12 protein-coding genes are annotated in these 18,348 nt (G+C 57.4%); 8 read left to right on the top strand and 4 right to left on the bottom strand.

Annotated features, from left to right (window positions below; all coding sequences use genetic code 11):
- The first annotated feature begins 28 nt into the window (after nucleotides 1-28).
- The 8 genes from VOI22_RS16905 to VOI22_RS16870 all read left to right on the top strand — a co-directional run bounded on the left by VOI22_RS16905 (nucleotide 29) and on the right by VOI22_RS16870 (nucleotide 12,006).
- On the top strand, nucleotides 29-973 hold the full coding sequence (locus VOI22_RS16905; protein WP_323797627.1) for a carbon-nitrogen hydrolase family protein: 945 nt from the start codon (nucleotides 29-31) through the stop codon (nucleotides 971-973).
- A 38-nt stretch (nucleotides 974-1,011) separates the two neighbouring features.
- The gene (locus tag VOI22_RS16900; RefSeq protein ID WP_323797626.1) at nucleotides 1,012-3,753 is read left to right on the top strand and encodes an aminotransferase class I/II-fold pyridoxal phosphate-dependent enzyme; all 2,742 of its coding nucleotides are present in this window, start codon (nucleotides 1,012-1,014) and stop codon (nucleotides 3,751-3,753) included.
- Nucleotides 3,754-3,813: 60 nt separating this feature from the next.
- On the top strand, nucleotides 3,814-5,319 hold the full coding sequence (locus VOI22_RS16895) for a biotin carboxylase (RefSeq protein WP_323797625.1): 1,506 nt from the start codon (nucleotides 3,814-3,816) through the stop codon (nucleotides 5,317-5,319).
- A gap of 15 nt (nucleotides 5,320-5,334) precedes the next feature.
- The gene (locus VOI22_RS16890) at nucleotides 5,335-6,339 is read left to right on the top strand and encodes a C45 family peptidase (RefSeq protein ID WP_323797624.1); all 1,005 of its coding nucleotides are present in this window, start codon (nucleotides 5,335-5,337) and stop codon (nucleotides 6,337-6,339) included.
- Nucleotides 6,340-6,454: 115 nt separating this feature from the next.
- A complete protein-coding gene (locus VOI22_RS16885; RefSeq protein WP_323797623.1) occupies nucleotides 6,455-7,435 on the top strand; it encodes a TAXI family TRAP transporter solute-binding subunit in 981 nt (326 codons plus the stop codon).
- Between the two features lie 125 nt (nucleotides 7,436-7,560).
- Complete coding sequence (locus VOI22_RS16880; protein WP_323797622.1) at nucleotides 7,561-10,173, top strand: TRAP transporter permease; 2,613 nt, start codon at nucleotides 7,561-7,563, stop codon at nucleotides 10,171-10,173.
- A 12-nt stretch (nucleotides 10,174-10,185) separates the two neighbouring features.
- A complete protein-coding gene (locus tag VOI22_RS16875) occupies nucleotides 10,186-10,611 on the top strand; it encodes a universal stress protein (protein WP_323797621.1) in 426 nt (141 codons plus the stop codon).
- Nucleotides 10,612-10,638: 27 nt separating this feature from the next.
- Nucleotides 10,639-12,006, top strand: coding sequence for a mechanosensitive ion channel family protein (locus VOI22_RS16870; RefSeq protein WP_323797620.1), 1,368 nt, complete (start codon nucleotides 10,639-10,641; stop codon nucleotides 12,004-12,006).
- Between the two features lie 320 nt (nucleotides 12,007-12,326).
- Here the strand turns inward: VOI22_RS16870 and VOI22_RS16865 are convergent, their stop codons facing one another.
- From VOI22_RS16865 to VOI22_RS16850, 4 genes are all read right to left on the bottom strand, one after another.
- Complete coding sequence (locus VOI22_RS16865) at nucleotides 12,327-13,121, bottom strand: hypothetical protein (protein ID WP_323797619.1); 795 nt, start codon at nucleotides 13,119-13,121, stop codon at nucleotides 12,327-12,329.
- On the bottom strand, nucleotides 13,121-14,521 hold the full coding sequence (locus tag VOI22_RS16860) for a restriction endonuclease subunit S (protein ID WP_323797618.1): 1,401 nt from the start codon (nucleotides 14,519-14,521) through the stop codon (nucleotides 13,121-13,123). Before VOI22_RS16860 ends, VOI22_RS16865 begins: the two co-directional genes overlap by 1 nt.
- Nucleotides 14,522-14,529: 8 nt before the next feature.
- On the bottom strand, nucleotides 14,530-16,557 hold the full coding sequence (locus VOI22_RS16855; RefSeq protein ID WP_323797617.1) for an N-6 DNA methylase: 2,028 nt from the start codon (nucleotides 16,555-16,557) through the stop codon (nucleotides 14,530-14,532).
- A gap of 481 nt (nucleotides 16,558-17,038) precedes the next feature.
- Nucleotides 17,039-18,325, bottom strand: coding sequence for a DUF3422 domain-containing protein (locus tag VOI22_RS16850; protein WP_323797616.1), 1,287 nt, complete (start codon nucleotides 18,323-18,325; stop codon nucleotides 17,039-17,041).
- Between the last annotated feature and the right edge of the window lie 23 nt (nucleotides 18,326-18,348).

Here is an 18,348-nt window from a genome sequence, read left to right as displayed (position 1 = left end):
TATTCAACTAAAATTGGAGCTTCGTTAAATGACCCCGTTCGCCATTGCCGGCGTCCAGATGCATGTTGCCGCGACACATGAAAATGTGTCCGCAATGACCCAAAAAATCGACCTCGCAATGGTGCGATTCCCCTGGGTTCAGATGCTGCTCTTCAGCGAGCTGGCTCCGTTCGGACCACTCCCGACGAACCATCCGGAGAATTTGGACGCTGTGCATTGGGCGTTCCAGGAGAAAGCGCGCCAGCACAATATCTGGATCATTCCAGGATCAATGTTTGTCCGGGAAGGGGACCACCTTTTCAATGAGTCGGTGGTCATAAACCCGCAAGGTGAGATTGTAGGACGCTACCGGAAAATGTTTCCGTTCGCGCCCTATGAGCATGCTGTCACCGGCGGCGATCAGTTTCTGGTTTTCGATGTCCCTGATGTGGGCCGCTTCGGCCTGTCCATTTGCTACGACATCTGGTTCCCGGAAACGACGCGGCAATTGTCGGCAATGGGGGCGGAAATACTTCTCCATCCAGTCCTGACCGCTACTATCGATCGGGATATCGAGCTTGCAATCGCGCGTTCCACAGCGGCGATGTTCCAGTGCTATGTTTTCGACATCAACGGGTTGGATACCGGTGGCACAGGACGATCCTGCGTTATCGGGCCGTCGGGGAACGTCATCTATCAGGCGGCCGGCCAGGAAGAGATCATCCCGATCGAGGTCGATCTTGATATGGTTCGCAGACAGCGGGCCACCGGCTTGCGTGGCCTCGGCCAGACCCTGAAGAGCTTCAGAGACCGCAATTGCACGTTTCCAGTTTATTCGGAGCAGTATGACCCCCGATATCTGGACAGCCTCGGTGTATTGACCATGCCCGTGCAGGGGACCCGCGAAGGCATTGGCGTACCCCCGCCAGCTAGTTTCCTTGAACCACACGTCCCGGGAAATGAGCATCTGACGGCCGAAAAAACAAAAATTTAAGCAGGATTAGGGGGGGCACTCTTCGTGTCCAATAGATTATGGCAAAAGCTAAAGCAGTTACTGGCAAGCACTCACTAAGTCAGTACTACAATGCATCGTCCTTCCGAGCGGACACCTGGAACAGGCTGAAGAACCACGCCCAGCGCCTCGCCGAGGGGCGTGGGCGTGAGAAAGACGTTGCCCAGGTCGGAGAAATGCTCGCCCTGCTTGGCCCGATGGAGGAATATTTCGCCTTCCCCGGCCGCCATGCGTTTCACCAGATAGCGGGACTGCTTCAAGAAGAAGATTTCGAAACACTTTTCAGTCTCGTGAAGCAGATCGTCGGCGCCTTGATGAGCGAGAGCTACCGGCGCAAGCACGTCAACCTCTCCGCCCATATCGATCCCGCCACAAATAACGAGGACGATGAGGAACCCGACGAACGAATGCGTCGACGGCCGTATTTCGAAGTTCTGATTGTCGATGACCTGAGCCAGTCGCAGCAGCGGCTGCAGCGCGAAGAGCTCGTCGGGTTACGCCGGGAAGAAGATGACTTTACGTACGAACCCGTCTTTGTGCCCAGCTTCGAAGACGCCCTGATCGCAATATTGTTCAATCAGGCCATTCAGTCCGTCGTGATCCGGTTCGGCTTCCGCCTGCATTCAAACCACAACATGCCGGTGCTGCAGCGCTATCTGAACCAGGCTCAGCATGGCGACATCGACGATCTGGAGCCTCAGGATTACGGCATCGTCCTGGCGGACATCATTGCCAGCGTCCGTCCGGAGCTCGATCTTTTCCTGGTCACAGACCAGGCGGTCGAGGATATCGCCGGACGGGTCGGGGAAGCCTGCCGCAGGGTGTTCTACAACCGCGAAGACTTCCTGGAGCTGCACACCAATATCCTCCGGGGCATTGATGCGCGCTACGAGACGCCGTTCTTCACCGCCCTGAAGCATTACTCCAAGCAACCGACCGGTGTTTTCCACGCCCTGCCGATCTCCAGGGGTAAATCGATCGTCAAGTCCCACTGGATTCAGGACATGGGCGAATTTTACGGCATGAATATCTTCATGGCGGAAACCTCCGCGACCTCAGGCGGGCTCGATTCCCTGCTCGAACCTCACGGCCCGATAAAGAAGGCGCAGGAACTTGCGGCTCGCGCATTCGGATCACGCGAGACGTTTTTCGCGACCAACGGGACGTCCACCTGTAACAAGATCGTCGTCCAGGCACTGGTACGGCCTGGCGACATCGTTCTCGTCGACCGCGATTGCCACAAGTCGCACCATTACGGAATGGTTCTGACCGGCGCCGAGGTGATCTATCTCGACTCCTACCCGTTGAACCAATACTCGATGTATGGCGCTGTTCCGCTTCGGGAAATCAAGAAGACCCTGCTGGAGTTGCGCAAGGCGGGCAAGCTCCATCGCGTCAAGATGTTGCTGCTCACGAACTGCACGTTTGACGGCATCGTCTACAACGTAGAGCGCTTCATGGAAGAGTGCCTGGCGATCAAACCGGATCTCGTCTTCCTCTGGGACGAGGCCTGGTTCGGCTTTGCCCGTTTCGGCCCGACCTACCGGACCCGCACCGGGATGCATGCCGCAGAGACACTGCGCCGGAAGTACCGTTCCGCCGAATACAAGAAACTCTACGCTACCAAGCAGAAACAACTTGCGAAGCTGGATCCGGACGATGTCGATGCGCATCTCGGAAAGCATCTCTATCCTGATCCCGACCACGTCCGCATCAGGGTCTACACGACGCAATCCACGCACAAGACGCTGACGTCCCTGCGCCAGGGCTCCATGATCCATATGCACGATCAGGATTTCAGCTCGAAAGTCGAGGAGCCGTTCCACGAAGCCTACATGACCCACACGTCGACATCGCCTAACTACCAGATCCTCGCTTCTCTGGATGTCGGCCGGCGACAGGTGGAACTGGAAGGCTTCGAGCTCGTCCAGAAACAGGTGGAACTCGCCATGATCCTGCGTCAGCGGATCCGCACCCACCCGCTGCTCAGCAAGCATTTCAAGGTTTTGACGGTCGGGGATATGATTCCGTCCGGTCACCGTCAGTCCGGAATCGAGAGTTATTACGATCCGGAACGTGGCTGGAACGAGATCTGGGATGCCTGGGCCGGTGACGAATTCTGTCTCGACGCGACGCGGGTGACCCTTTTTGTCGGTGGAACTGGACTCGACGGGGACAGTTTCAAGAACGAAATCCTGATGGACAAGTTCGGCATCCAGATCAACAAGACCTCGCGTAACACCGTGCTGTTCATGACCAACATCGGAACAACGCGGAGCTCGATCGCCTATCTCATCGAGGTGCTCGTCAAGATAGCGAACGACCTCGAGGAGCAGGCCGAGGATATGAATGGTCCGGAGCGCAAGGTGCAGGAGCGCAAGGTCCATTCACTGACCTACGACTTGCCGCCACTGCCAGACTTCTCGCGTTTCCACGATGCTTTCAGACCGGATGCCGGTGGCACCACGCCCGAAGGCGATATGCGGACCGCGTATTTCCTCGCCTATGACGAGGACGAGTGTGAGTATCTCGGCCTGACCGGCGGATCACTCGAAGAGGCCATGAATGCGGGACGGGAACTCGTTTCGGCCACATTCGTGATCCCCTATCCGCCCGGCTTCCCGATCCTCGTTCCAGGGCAAGTCATCAGCGCCGAAATCATCGAATTTCTACGCAATCTGGACGTCAAGGAGATCCACGGGTATCGGCCGGATCTCGGTCTGCGCGTCTTCACTGAGGAGTCACTCAACAAACGCCTCTGAGACAGCGAGACCACAGTAAACGAAACAAAGAACATGAGCAGAAACGCAGGGAGCTCGAAAATGGCAGCCAAGGCTAAAAGCAAAAAACCGGTGGCAAAAAATCCGCGACCGAAAGCGCCTAAAAAGCATCTCAAGAACATCTCCGAGGTGCGGCGTTACTTCCACAGGAACGAAGACCCGATCTTTTTCATCAGCGCGACGAACTTCAATCTGCTCGGCCTTGATGAATGGTGTAAAAACTTCCATTTTATCAATTACATAGACTGCTATGATGGGCGACATCCCAATACCTTCGTCCCGACCGAACAGCCGCACCCGGAATTCGAGTCGATCGAGGACATCAACGCCTATCTTCTCGAGCACAAAGAAGTCATCGACTTCATCAGGTCGAAGGGCGGAAAACCGAAAGCGGTCTTCCTGATGTTCGATGAGCGGGTCGAGAAAATCTGCAAGGAACTGGGGATCGAGGTCTGGTTTCCCAAGGCCAAGCTGCGCGAGAAGATCGATCACAAGATTGAAACCGTCCGGATCGGCAACAAGGCCGGCGTGCCCAGCGTCCCCAACGTACTGTCCGTTGTGAAGAGTTGGGAGCACCTGCAGGAAGTCGCAAAACCGATCGGCAACGACCTCGTCCTGCAATCCGCTTTCGGCGATTCCGGCCACACCACCTTCTTCATCAAGACCGAGGCCGACTTCCGCCGCTACGAGCAGGAAATCGTCGGCAAGGGCGAGATCAAGATCATGAAGCGGATCACCTGCCGCGGGTCGGCGATCGAGGCTTGCGCGACCAAGAAAGGCACCATCGTCGGGCCGTTGATGACCGAACTCGTCGGCTTCAAGGAGCTGACCCCGTACCGTGGCGGCTGGTGCGGCAACGAAATCTTTGCCGATGCATTCGATCAGAAGATCCGCGATGCCGCCCGCAAATATACCTACGACTTCGGTAACCAGCTGGTCGCCGAAGGCTATCGTGGATATTTCGAGCTGGATTTCCTGATCGACCAGGATACGGGCGATATCTATCTCGGCGAATGCAATCCGCGTGTCACCGGCGCCAGTTCGATGACCAACCATGCTGCGTTCGCGCATGCTGATGCACCGCTGTTCCTGTTCCACCTGCTGGAGTTCTCCGGCGTCGATTTCGATCTTGATGTAGAGGAACTGAACAACCGCTGGGCCGACCCGGACAATATTGACGGCTGGTGCCAGATGGTGATCAAGCATACCGATGACAATGTCGACATCATCACCAACGCGCCGGAGAGCGGAATCTGGCATATGGAGCCCGACGGCAGCATCGGATACAACCGGTTCGACTATCACCGGCGCGCCGTCATCAGCGAGCAGGAAGCGTTCTTCCTGCGGATCAGTGGGACCGGCGATTTCCGCTATGAAGGCGCCGATCTGGGGATCCTGATCACGCGCGGCCGGGCGATGGGCAACCGGTTCGGTTTGACGAAACGCTCCAAGGCCTGGATCGAAGGTATCAAGAATCAGTACAGGGCCCGCCCGCTGCCCAGCGCGTTGCCGGCTGATACGGGTGCGCCTGCGTTCAAGATGCTTTGAGAGGCCTGCGCTTTGGTGCCGAACCTGAATGAGGCAGTGCTGACATTCCAGGCCGTGGCTGAAGCCAGGGCCGGGGAACGTTGGCGCGCTCTCTTCGAATATCACTGGCCGGCATACCAGCGTTGGTTCCTGTCGGAAGGCATCGAAGCCCGCCAAACCTATCTGGCGGGCCTGCGGGCCATGCAACAATACATGCCGGAACTCGTACCGACCTATGAGCGGCTGGTGGAGGTCGCCGGCGGTGGAGACATGGTCGCCAGATTCCTCAGCTACTACTGCCCGCCGGCCTATCTATCGGGATGCTCGCAGGCCGTGTGGCCCGGCGACGAGCCGCTTCTGGTCCGCAACTACGATTACCCGCCGACCCTGTCCGACGGTGTCATCCTGGGATCACGCTGGAATGGCCGGAACGTACTCGGAATGACTGACGGGCTATTCGGCCTGGTAGACGGAATGAACGGTGATGGCTTGGCGGTCTCGCTGACTTTTGGCGGCCGCACCATCGTCGGCGACGGTTTCGGCGTGCCGATCATCATCCGGTACTTGCTCGAATTCTGCAGCAACACGCCGCAAGCGGAAAAGGCCCTGAAGCGCATACCGTGTCACATGGCCTACAACGTCACGGTTGTCGATCGCGCCGGCCGCCATCTCACGGCTCACCTGTCGCCTGACCGCGATGCGGTGATCACGGACTCCAGAGTCGCCACAAATCATCAAAAGCAGGTAGAATGGCATCGCCACGCTCGCGCCACCGCAACAGTAGAACGCGAACGATATCTGTTGCAGCGCATGACATTGCATAAGGAGCCTGCAGACCGGTTCATCGGCGCATTTCAGAGACCGCCTCTCTACTCCACGGCATATGATCGCGGCTTCGGCACCCTTTACACGGCGGCTTACTGGCCGGCCCGTGGCCAGGCTGAATATCGGTGGCCCGGCCAGGTCTGGAAGCATCAGGTCGATGCTCCGGACGAGAACGTCCGGCATATCCGATACCCTATGGGCGCTGTCAGCGCCTGAACAGAAAGAAGAAGGAGACGAACAGGCCAGCAAAAAAATACCGGAGACCAGATCGGCGGCAGGCCGACACTTCCGGATCTCACAAGCTCAACACAGCAAAAACAGGGAGTATATAATGAAGAAGTTCCTAACATTGTCGGCGGCAGCCGTTCTCGCCGGCCAGATCCTGGCCTCGGCGACACCAGCCTCCGCTGCGGAAGAAAAATACATCACCATTGGAACAGGTGGGCAAACCGGCGTTTACTTCGTGGTTGGTCAGTCCATCTGCAAACTGGTTAACCGCAACACCTCTAAGCACGGTATCAAGTGCACAGCTCCGTCGACAGGCGGGTCGATCGCCAACATCAATGCGATCAAGGCCGGCAACCAGGATATGGGTGTGGCGCAGTCAGATTGGCAGTATCACGCTTATAACGGCACCGCGAAATTCGAGAACGACGGCGCCTACAAGGATCTTCGCGCCGTATTCTCCGTTCATGGTGAGCCGTTCACGGTGGTCGCCCGCAAGGACTCCGGCGCCACGAAATTCTCGGACCTGAAAGGCAAGCGGGTCAATGTCGGCAACCCAGGCTCAGGCCAGCGTGCCACCATGGGAGTCGTGCTGGATGCGCTTGGCTGGAAAGAAGATGCCTTTGCTCTCGCATCCGAGCTGAAATCCTCCGAGCAGGCCGCAGCCCTTGGCGATAACAAGGTCGATGCGATCGTGTTTACCGCCGGACACCCGAACGGCTCGATCCAGGAAGCGACCACGACCACGGACGCCCTCCTGATTCCGGTCGTCGGTCCGGAGATCGACAAACTGGTCAGCGAGAATCCCTACTACGCGCACGCCACAGTGCCGGGCGGCATGTACAAGGGCAACGATGCGGACGTCCAGACCTTCGGCGTGAAGGCGACCTTCGTCTCTTCCGCAACGGTTCCGGAAGATGTCGTCTATCAGGTCGTGGCGGCCGTGTTCGACAACTTCGACCGCTTCAAGAAGCTGCACCCGGCCTTCGCGAACCTGAAAGAGCAGGACATGATCTCCGGTGGTCTGTCCGCCCCGCTGCATGACGGCGCGGCCAAGTACTACAAAGAGAAGGGCTGGTTGAAATAAGCCAACCCTGATCCGTGTTCCGCCGCCGTGCCGGCGGCGGAACACTCTCTTTCTCGCTCGATTCACTCTTCCACACGGCGAGACGAATGCCGGAGCACCGGCGACTTCGGCTACGGAGGCAAACCATGAGCCAAACCGACAATCCCAAGGGAACCCCGACCGACCAGGTCGATCTCGAGGGGCTTGTAGCGTCAACCGATACAGGCGCACGAAACCCCGGACCAAAAACCTCAGCGGTCCTGTTTTCTCTCGCGCTGGCTTGGTCTCTCTTCCAGCTCTGGTTCGCGTCCCCGCTGCCATTCGTGCTTCATTTCGGCGTTTTCAACGATACCGAAGCACGATCTATTCACCTCGCTTTTGCGATTTTGCTGGCCTTCCTGGCCTATCCGGCATTCTCCAAGTCGCCGCGCGACCACATTCCCATCATCGATATCGTCTTTGCCGTTCTCGGTGCTGCGGCCGCGTCCTACCTGTTCATTTTTTATCGTGATATCGCGGACCGTGTCGGCGCTCCGATCACACAGGACATCGTTGTCGCTGTCATCGGCGTGCTGCTTCTTCTTGAAGCCACGCGGCGGGCGCTCGGACCAGCACTGGCGATCGTTGCCTCGGTGTTTCTGGTCTACACATTTCTTGGTCCGTACATGCCTGGCATTATTGCCCATAAGGGCAACTCGCTAGCGGAAGTCGTGAACCATCACTGGATCACGACCGAAGGCGTCTTCGGCATCGCGCTCGGCGTGTCGACCAGTTTCGTCTTCCTGTTCGTGCTGTTCGGAGCGCTTCTCGACAAAGCGGGCGCTGGCAACTACTTCATCCAGGTCGCCTTCTCCCTGATGGGGCATCTGAAGGGCGGACCGGCGAAAGCCGCGGTCGTCGCCTCCGCCATGACCGGACTGATTTCCGGCTCCTCCATCGCCAACGTCGTGACCACGGGCACCTTCACCATCCCGCTGATGAAGCGGGTCGGCTTTTCTGCCGAGAAGGCCGGTGCCGTCGAGGTTGCGTCCTCGGTCAACGGACAGATCATGCCGCCTGTCATGGGGGCCGCGGCCTTCCTGATGGTCGAATATGTCGGTATTCCCTATTTCGACGTCGTCAAGCATGCCTTCCTGCCCGCTTTGATCAGCTATATCGCGCTGGTCTACATCGTTCATCTGGAAGCGATGAAGCTCGGCATGGAAGGTCTTCCGCGCGCCGTTGAACCAAAGCCCTGGATGCAGCGGCTGATCGGCTTCGCCTTCGGCGTCGCCCTTATCTCCGGCCTCTCGCTTGCGGTCTATTACGGTCTTGGCTGGATGCGGCCGGTGCTCGGCGGGTTCGCCTCTCTGGTCATCGTGGCAATGATCGGCGTTGTTTACGTCCTGCTGATCCGCTTCGGGGCCACTTATCCCGACCTCAAGATGGACGATCCCAACGAGCCGGTCGTGCGCTTGCCAGCCCCCGGCCCGACGATCAAATCCGGATTGCACTTCCTGCTGCCGGTCATCGTTCTTGTCTGGTGCCTGATGGTGGAGCAGCTTTCCCCAGGTCTGTCGGCCTTTTGGGGATCGGTCCTGATGATCTTCATCCTGTTGACCCAGCGTCCGCTCTTCGCCTATTTCCGCGGCGAGACCGACATGGCCGGGCAGGTCAAACGCGGCTGGTTCGAGCTTCTGGACGGACTCGTCACCGGTGCCCGCAACATGATCGGTATCGGTATTGCGACAGCCACGGCCGGTATCATCGTGGGCGTGGTCAGTCAGACCGGTGTCGGCTCGGCGCTTGCCGATGTGGTCGAGGTCCTGTCAGGCGGCAACCTGCTCGCGATCCTCTTCCTCACCGCGATTCTGTCTCTGATCCTCGGAATGGGGCTGCCGACGACGGCCAACTATATTGTCGTCTCGGCCCTGCTCGCACCGGTTATCGTCACTCTCGGGCAGCAAAACGGCCTCATCGTCCCGCTCATTGCCGTGCATCTCTTTGTCTTCTATTTCGGCATCATGGCGGATGTTACCCCACCGGTCGGCCTTGCATCCTTCGCGGCCGCAGCCGTGTCGGGAGGTGACCCGATCAAGACAGGGTTCGTAGCCTTCTTCTACTCGCTGCGTACCGCGGCCCTGCCGTTCCTCTTTATCTTCAACACCGAGCTCCTTCTGATCGGCGTTGACTTCATCCACGGAGTCTTCATTTTCCTGGTCGCAACGGTAGCGATGCTGCTATTCGCCGCGGGAACCCAGGGCTGGTTTCTGGCCCGGAACAAGGCTTGGGAAACCGCCATCCTGTTGCTCCTGGCATTCACCTTTTTCAGGCCCGGTTTCTGGATGGACATGATTTCTCCCCCCACGGTGGAGCGGTCGCCTGCGGAACTTGCCACCGCTTTTGCTGAAACACCTGAGGGCGAACAGATCCAGCTACGGATCAATGGCATCGACGAAGTGGGTAATCCTCGAAGCTGGGTTGTCCTGTTAACCGTTAGCGGAGCGGCGTCCGGCGAAGAGCGGATCAGCAATGCCGGACTGACTTTGCGTCAGGACGGGGAGAAGGTCATGATCGACGATGTGGCCTTCGGGTCGGTCGCCAAGGAAGCAGGTCTCGACTGGGATCAGGAGATCGCCGTTGTCCTGCAACCGGTAGACCAGCCTTCGAAATATCTGATGTATATCCCTGCGATCATCCTTTTGGGCGGTCTGGTGGCGGTACAGCGCAACAGGACGCGGCGCGGCACTGTGGCCGGCACAGCTGGATCTCAGGTCTAGGAGGACGTCGACATGTATAAATCAATACTGCTCCCAATTGACCTGGAGCATGACAGCTCCTGGGCAAAAGCACTTCCGGTCGCGCTTGAAATGGTCCAGGCGTTCAATGGCACACTCCATCTGGTATCCGTCGTGCCAAAAGTCGGCATGCCGGCCATCAGCATGTATTTGCCTGAAGATTTCGAGACCAAAGCTCTGCAGCATGCGGCGGAACATCTGCATGCATTCGCTGTGGAGAAGATTCCGGAGGGTGTGCGAGGCCAAAGCCATGTCGCTCATGGCGTGATCCGGGAGGAAATCGCCAAAGCTGCAGAGAAGTTGGGATGCGATCTTATCATCATGGCCCCGCACAGGCCTGAAATGACGGACTTCTTGATCAGTCCGGCAACGAGCTATGTCGTATCGCACACCAAACGGTCGGTACTGGTCGTAAGATAGAACCGACCGTCTGAGGAATTGCGGTCGATGAATCTCGATACGCTCATAACGTCTGAAGAACTTGCCGGCTGGCTGGAACGAAGCGTTGTCTGGATAGACACGAACGTTCTGTCAGTCGGCAATTTCCTCCAGCTCACACTGATTCTCGTTTCCTTCGGGGTCGGGCGGCTTCTGGCGCCCGCACTGGAGCGGCTTCTCGACAGAGAACCGAATGCCAACTGGTATCTCCGGTATTGCCGGCCGGTCGCCAAGGCATTGAAGCCTCTCAGCAGCTACATCATCTGGCTTGCCTTTATGTGGTTTGCAAATCTGGCCGCAGAGAACGGCGGCTGGCCGCTCAAATTGACGGATGCTGCCTTAAGCCTGCTGTCTGCATGGATCATCATACGTCTCGCATCCAGCCTCATTCGCAATGCATCAGGTGCGCGCGCATTGGCCATCGGTATCTGGTCAATTGCCGCTCTGAATATCCTCGGTCTCCTCAATCCGCTACGGGATAGCCTCGACAAACTGGCGTTCAGCCTGGGAACCCTCCGCATATCCGCCCTGGGTCTTATCGAAGCCGGCATTTCCCTTGCTCTGTTCATTTACCTCGCAGGCCTGTTCTCAAGGCTGGCGGAACGGCGGATAGCATCGTCGGACTCTCTGACACCGAGCATGCGTGCGCTCTCGAGCAAGATTGTTCGGGTGTTGCTATATGTTGCCGCATTCGTTCTCGCGCTCGAAAGCGTCGGCATCGATCTCACGGCATTCGCGGTCTTCGGCGGCGCAATTGGTCTCGGCATCGGTTTCGGGTTGCAAAAGGTGATTTCGAACTTGATGAGCGGTGTGATCCTATTGCTCGACCGTTCCGTAAAACCTGGAGACGTCATCGCTATCGGTGACACCTTCGGCTGGATCAACACCCTTGGCGCACGCTATGTCTCCGTCATTACGCGGGATGGCATCGAACACCTCATTCCGAATGAAGAGCTCATCTCGCAGCGGGTAGAGAACTGGTCATTCTCCAACCAACTGATCAGACAGAAAGTTCCCATAGGGATTGACTACGGCGCCGACGTCCACAAAGCGAGAGACCTGGCTCTTCAGGCCGCGGACGGTGTCGAACGTGTACTGAAAGAGCCGAAGGCGGTCTGCCATCTGATCGAGTTCGGCGACAATGCAGTGGTTCTTGAGCTCAGATTCTGGATCAACGACCCACAAAACGGGGTCGCCAACGTACGCAGCGCAGTCCAGTTGCGGCTCTGGGATCTCTATCACGAGCACGGCGTGGTTTTCCCGTTCCCGCAACGCGATCTGCACCTGCGCTCCTCAGTCCCCATCAAGGTCAAACTGGATTCTTCCGGCGGGGGCACCGAAGTGGCAAAGGACGGGAAAGCACCCTCTACCGGGTGAGCAAGCCTGACATCAACGTGGCGATTCCGAGGAAAGTTTTGTGAATGTGCCCTATTTCCCGTCCGGCTTCTTCAGCGCGCGCCGTCCGAAATCTTGAGAAGCTGGTCTGCGGTGTCAAACCCGGAGTGAACTCTCCAGGTGCTGGCGGCCGAATAGGCCGTCAGGCCCTGCCGGATGGATAGCGGCCATCCGCTGTTAGCGTGAGCCAACCCAAGTGCCCCCATGAAAGCTGACACTCACCGTGACCTGTGAGCATTCAGATAGTTCAATACTGGGGTTCATTCACCTTTAACTCGACCAATTTATTGCGCACCGATTTATCAGGTCATGCTTCGCAGGAAGCATGTGACGATTTTGTAGGCCGGCTCGAAGCAGGCAAGTACTTGCTCGTCCGGATCCACTTCGCCGTGCAACAGAGCATTGCGCATTGCGTAGAGTGTTTCGACAATCCCTGCCAGCAGGTCTTCGTTGGTGCACTGGAAGTGCATTGTCGAAACCTGCAACTGTGGGCCACCTCCTTGCACAAGGTCCACCATTGGACGCGGATTGCAGCCATCGTAGAAATTTCTAAGTCTATCCTGTTGCGGCACGGACAGATTATTCGTGAAGTCTGGAAGACCATAAAGCAATGGCGGGTCATATTGCTGTTGGATGTGCTGGAACTTCACGTTCCCATTGTTGATAGTGGCTACGGACACTTCAATGTGCCCGCCTATTATCTTCTGCGCCCTGTACCGCTGTCCACTCCTGTCCATATGCTCATTTTGCAAGTGTTTCGGCGCGATACAGACCTCCCGCAATGACACCCTTTCCACGCGACCCTTTGGCCTGACCTCCCAATGGATTTCATCCAGCTGAAGCTGAAGGTCACAAATAGCCTGTTTAAGGCGTTCCGCATCGGCAGTGGTGTTGTTGTCTTGCAGCAAGGGCAGTACCCGGCGACGCAGCCGACTGTTGTTGTCACGTATGGCGAAGTTGAGCATCGACCTTTCTTGCGTCTGACCACTGGCATGGCGATACCAAGCGTTGAACGCAGCCCATGCCTTCACGAACGGCCCGATGTAATCGATCTCGGCTCGCTCAAGCCATTCTTGCGCATGTGGTGGAAGCGTCATTACTCAGCTCCCTCTACTTGGTCGAGGAACGCCATTGCGGCGTTTTCTCCGTCTTCAACGGCGATCTCGACAGAGCGCTTGGCGGCTTCCAGCAGGTGGGCAGCACGCCGTTCTTCGTTAAAAGCCGAAAGCACGGTATCGCGAACACCAGCCTGCACTGGCTCAGGCGCGTCCCAGAACACGACCTTCGCTATATCATTCGGATAAAGTTCAATCTGGCCGGATGATCCCTTGATATGCCGCTCGATTTGCAGCTGACCAAGCAGGCTGTTCAAGAACACGGCAAGGTATATCGGATCGACGCCGGAAGTCCGCAGCACTGTCACATGGTTGTCGGGCAAGGCTCTCTGTTCATGCAGAAATGCTGCTGCGCGTCCAATCGTACCAACGCCAGTACCATTGACGAGAACATCGCCCTTTTCAATGACTACAGGCGAGCCTGCCTCTAATGCCCGGCGGTTGTCATCATCCAGCAGCACCTTATTCGTTCGGACGTGCTTAGAGTTTATGACGGGCAATCCTTCGTCTGAATAGTTCGGCTGTCGTCCCCTACTGTTGATATCGAGGATTGCGCCCAACTTTACTGCGCCGCCAGTCGCCGAAAGCCTATGTTCGACTTCTGCGAACAATGGGCGGAAGTACTGCGCATCCCATCGTCCGGCGGCGAAGGCGCCGCTGGCGCGGGCGGAATAGCTGAGCGGTTCCGGCGGTGTCCAGTCCGCCAGCCCAAGTGCATTCAGAAGCGTTTGCTCTGCCTCGTTGACTTTCTCCAAGGCCGTAAGGCGCGCATGGTGGGCTATGTTGAAGGCGTCTTTTAGCCTTGTCTGCAAGCCCATGTCCAAGACCGGAATGAGTATCTCCTTTACTTCTTCCGGGTTTACGTTGGTCTGATTGATCGACTGTCGAGAACGTCTCTTGACCTCTTGCTGGCCGAATTTGCAGCTAAGGAAAGCTGTGAGAAACTCGGGCAAAATGGAGGTTTCATCTGTACGAAAGCGAACAAGGTAAGACGCGAAAATCGCTCTTGTTCCTTCATTGCCCTTGTATAAGCCTGTGCGACCGACCCATTGATAGGAGTTGGTGCGATTGAATAGTACATCTCGGTCATTAAGGCCGAAGAGACGCCGCTCTTTGTCATTTACTTCGGCGGCCTTCAAAATGGTGTAGTCACACAGCATGTCGTGCATTTCGTTCATGCGATATATTGGGACGCCTTCGCCATCCTCATTCATTGCAATAGAAATGCCATACTGCGACTGGGTTAAAAGATTTCCGATGGGCACGTAACTCAAGTCTGGATTGCGATAAGGTTCCTTTGTCCAAAAGTCGCTATCAACGCGCCAGTCTTTGTTATCCAGAACTTCCTCATGATTGCTTATCGAGGCTTCAAGCCCCTCCAACAGTGCGCTTAGGCGGTCACTGTCGAAGGGGCGCGGCGAAAAAAACTGAACTGCTCCTGTGCCGCGAACTCTTGGAAGGCTTCGGCTATCCCGTCCTGTGTCAGCCCTTCGTGATTGTAGAGGTCATGGGCGACAATGAAGTGCCCGTGCGTATCGCGCATGAGAGTTCCGTCATCTCGGCGCACATAGACCTTCTCACCCGAGTTGTTGACGCTTTCTACCTGCTGCGTGGCGAAGAAGATGCTGTAGTCTTCCACCTTGGAGCAGAGAGGCCCTGCGGCTGGATCGTCGTTCCACTTCTGCACGAACAAGACGCTGGTCTTGGTCCCGGTGTGCGGCTTGAATGTGTTCGGGTGTAGCCCTACCACAGCAAGGATGCGGCAGCGTTCCATGATGAACTCGCGTACCCGCTGGTCAGACGAGTTGTTGAACCGGCCTTGCGGCAGCACTACGGCCATGCGCCCGCCCGGTTTTAGGAAGTCCAGATTGCGTTCGATGAACAACAAGTCGCGACCTACCGCGCGTTCCAGCTTGCCCGTTTTCTTGTGGGCCAGGTCGTAAGGCGACAGCATGTCAGACTGTTTGATATCACCCGCAAAAGGTGGATTGGCCATTAACACGTCATAACCGAATGACCGGTAGTCCGCTTGTCGCGGATTGGCCCGCAGTTTGCGCAATCGTCGCCATCCGTCGCCATAGGTGTCGGCCCATTCGTCCTGCTTCACTGTCTCGTCCCACTTGGTCCAATCCAGCGTGTTGAGGTGTAGCACGTTGGTTTCGCCATCGCCTGCGATCAGGTTGAGGCAACGTGACACACGCACAGATTTTTCATCGAAGTCGATAGCGAACACTTTATCGCGCACGTAGTCTTCGCAGCGCGGAGGCTTCTGGTCCATCGTGAACAGATGGCTTTCTTCCATGCCCATGTCAGCGATGATCTGCCGCCAGACGTGGAACATGGTGTGCACCGTGAAGCCCGCCGATCCGCACGCAGTGTCGATTACGGTTTCATGCTCCTGCGGGTTGAGCATCTTCACGCACATGTCGATCACCCAACGCGGCGTGAAGTACTGCCCCTTCTCGCCCTTCGACGACTTGTTCACGAGGTATTCGAACGCGTCGTCGATCACGTCGAGATTGGAGTTGAACAGCTTCCATTCTTCCAGCGACCCGACGCAGACTTGCAGGTGATCCGGTGACAAGCGGATACGTTCATCGTCGAGGAAAACGCCAGGCCACTTACGCTTTGCTTCGTCGAACAGGTCTTGTATGGCGCGTTTGAGCTGCGCGGCAGTATTGGTATTGCGGAAGCGCAGGTAGGGGTGTTGGCCGCGATGCGTGGCCATCTCGTCATACAGCTTCGTGAAGATCAGCTTGAAGACTTCTTCGAAAACGTCCACGCCCGCGTTGGCCAGCACTTCGTTTTCCATGTCCACGATCAACTCGCGCAGCGATCGGGCTTTCGAGCCTTCACGCTCCCGCTCGTTCTCTTTGTCGATAAGGGTCTGAATGGTCCACGGTTGATCGACGATATCCTCAATCGTCTGCGCAGCGCGTGGCAGGTGGTGAATGGGGACGAAATAATTGGGGTTCTTGCGGTGCCAGACTTCGGCCTGAATGCCGTTGCTCCAAACTGCCAAAGGCGCACCCGTGGCGTGGGTGTACGAGCGCAGTTGTTCTTTGCCGTCTCGTAACTTGTCAGCCTTCACTTCAATAATGATGTAGGGAACAGTCGGGCGGTCTGCGTCGAAGACAACGATATCGGCACGCTTGGAACTATCGCGCCCGAATGTGATTGGGTATTCGACTTGAACACGGGATACAGCATAGCCGTATTGATCAATTAGTCGAGCAAGCCAAAGCTGGCGAGTCCGCTCCTCGGGTTTCAGTTGGACGGGCTTATTGCGGACAATGCAGGTGACGTAGGTTGTGGATTTCCCCCTAACCTCGCGGGTTTCGCTGCGGCTATCGAGTGCGTGGTTCTCGTCCTCGGAGAAGAGAACGAATTGGCTGAATTCATTAGTTATTTTGTTCATTGATGGCTACTCTCTGGGGGGCGGAGCTGCATGTCCATTGTTCAATTGTGTAGCCAGTTTTCTAAGCCTTAACAAACTTTTCTGCGCAGAAGCGGGATGCCGCAATTGCAGTTCTAAAAAACAATCATAAGAAGTAGGTGCGTTTCGCGTTTTCTAGCTAAAGGCCAGAATTCAGCCAAATCAAACGTTCGACCTGGTACATTATTCAGCGGCGCATTTAGATGTCGGCTTTAGGGAAGCTACGATGCGACCGACCACTTCGGATCGCTGCCCGCCATTCCCAGCGGGTACCAAGCGTCAGATTTTCACCACCAGGTGGGCCTCCCCTATTACGCGAATAGCGCATCGCTGCCCGCAGCCGGAGTCCATGCATGAACTGCGCGGCATAGCACCTCTCCCGACGCTGCTCATACAGTCTTCACATGGTGCTCATCAGGAGGCTTGAAAAAATACAAATATCTAAAACATGCGCTGAGCGGCGCTATTTGCCGTCCGGTTTTTTCAGTGCCCGGCGGGTCAGGCGGTGCAGGCTGAACCAGAGCGCGATGACGAGCACCGGCAGGAAGGCGGCCGAGACGATTGTCGGATCGAGTGTGATCAGGTGTGCCTTCACCATGCCTTCCAGCAGATATTTCAGCAGATTGACCGCGTAATAGCTGATCGCCACCACGGACAGGCCTTCGACCGTACGCTGGATGGCGAGGGACTGGGCGGCGCGGCGGTTCATGCTGTCGAGCAGGTCCCGGTTCTGCTGCTCCACCTTCACCTCGATGCCGGTGCGCAGCAGGCTGGACAGGCGCGAGGCGCGTTTGGAGATCGCTTCCTGGCGGCTTTGCACCGACCAGCAGGTGCGCAGGGCCGGGTCGATCCGGCGCATCAGATAGTCGAACAGATGGATGTAGCCGTTCAGGTTGACCGCGCCGAGCTGGCGCAGCCGGCCCTCGACGATCTCGAAATAGGCCGTGCTGGCGCGGTAGCGGTAGCTTGAGCTGGCGATGATGGTCTCCAGCTCCGCCGAGAGCGCGGCCAGAGGGTCGAGCAGGCTTTCGTCGCTGCGATCCTGATCGCCGTCGGCGAGCTCGGCGGCGATCTTGGCCAGCCCGCGCTCGATCCGTTCCAGCTTCGGGCTGCTTTCCCGGGCGATCGGCAGCGAAAGCAGGGAGAGGCGCCAATAGGTGTTGAGCTCCAGCACCCGCTGCACGGTCTGGCCGAGCAGTTCCTGGCCGAGGTCGCCGGCGCGCAGATACATCCGGTCGAAGCCGTCGTCATGGGTGCGCAGGTCGCCGTAGATCTCGACCCGCTCTTTCTCCATGCGATTGGCGAAGACCTCGTTTCCGTCGAACCAGCGGGACAGCTTGTTGCCGTCGAGCGGTGCGTCCACGCCGTCCGCGACCGCGAGATGCACCGCGACCATGACCTCGCCGAACTTCGCCTCTTTCCAGTCCGCCGGCAGCAGTCCGAAAACGGTCTCCTCGAACGGCGCCTCGAAGCTCTCCTCGCGCAGGAAGGTGTAGGTCGAGAATTCGGTATGGCGCTCCCACTTCACCGTGAAGGGACCGAGATCGGCGGTGAAATGCTTCATGTCGGCGGAGGGCTCGGCCTTGCCGAATTTGCGGCAGAGCGCGACGAGATCCTCGAAATCCCGGTCGCCGCCATGCTCGCCGGTGCCGAAACCGATATGGCTGATGCGCAGCGGCGCCCGCACCGGACGGATCGGCCGGGCGTGCAATTCCAGGGTCAGCGAGTCCCGTTCGGGATGAAATTTCACTCTGTCTTGCCCTCCAGAGGCAG

The organism is Nisaea sp., assembly GCF_034670185.1.
In the GTDB taxonomy this organism is placed as follows: Bacteria; Pseudomonadota; Alphaproteobacteria; order Thalassobaculales; family Thalassobaculaceae; genus Nisaea.
Note: the sequence above shows the minus strand (reverse complement) of the source record. Positions and strands in the feature narration are given on the sequence as shown.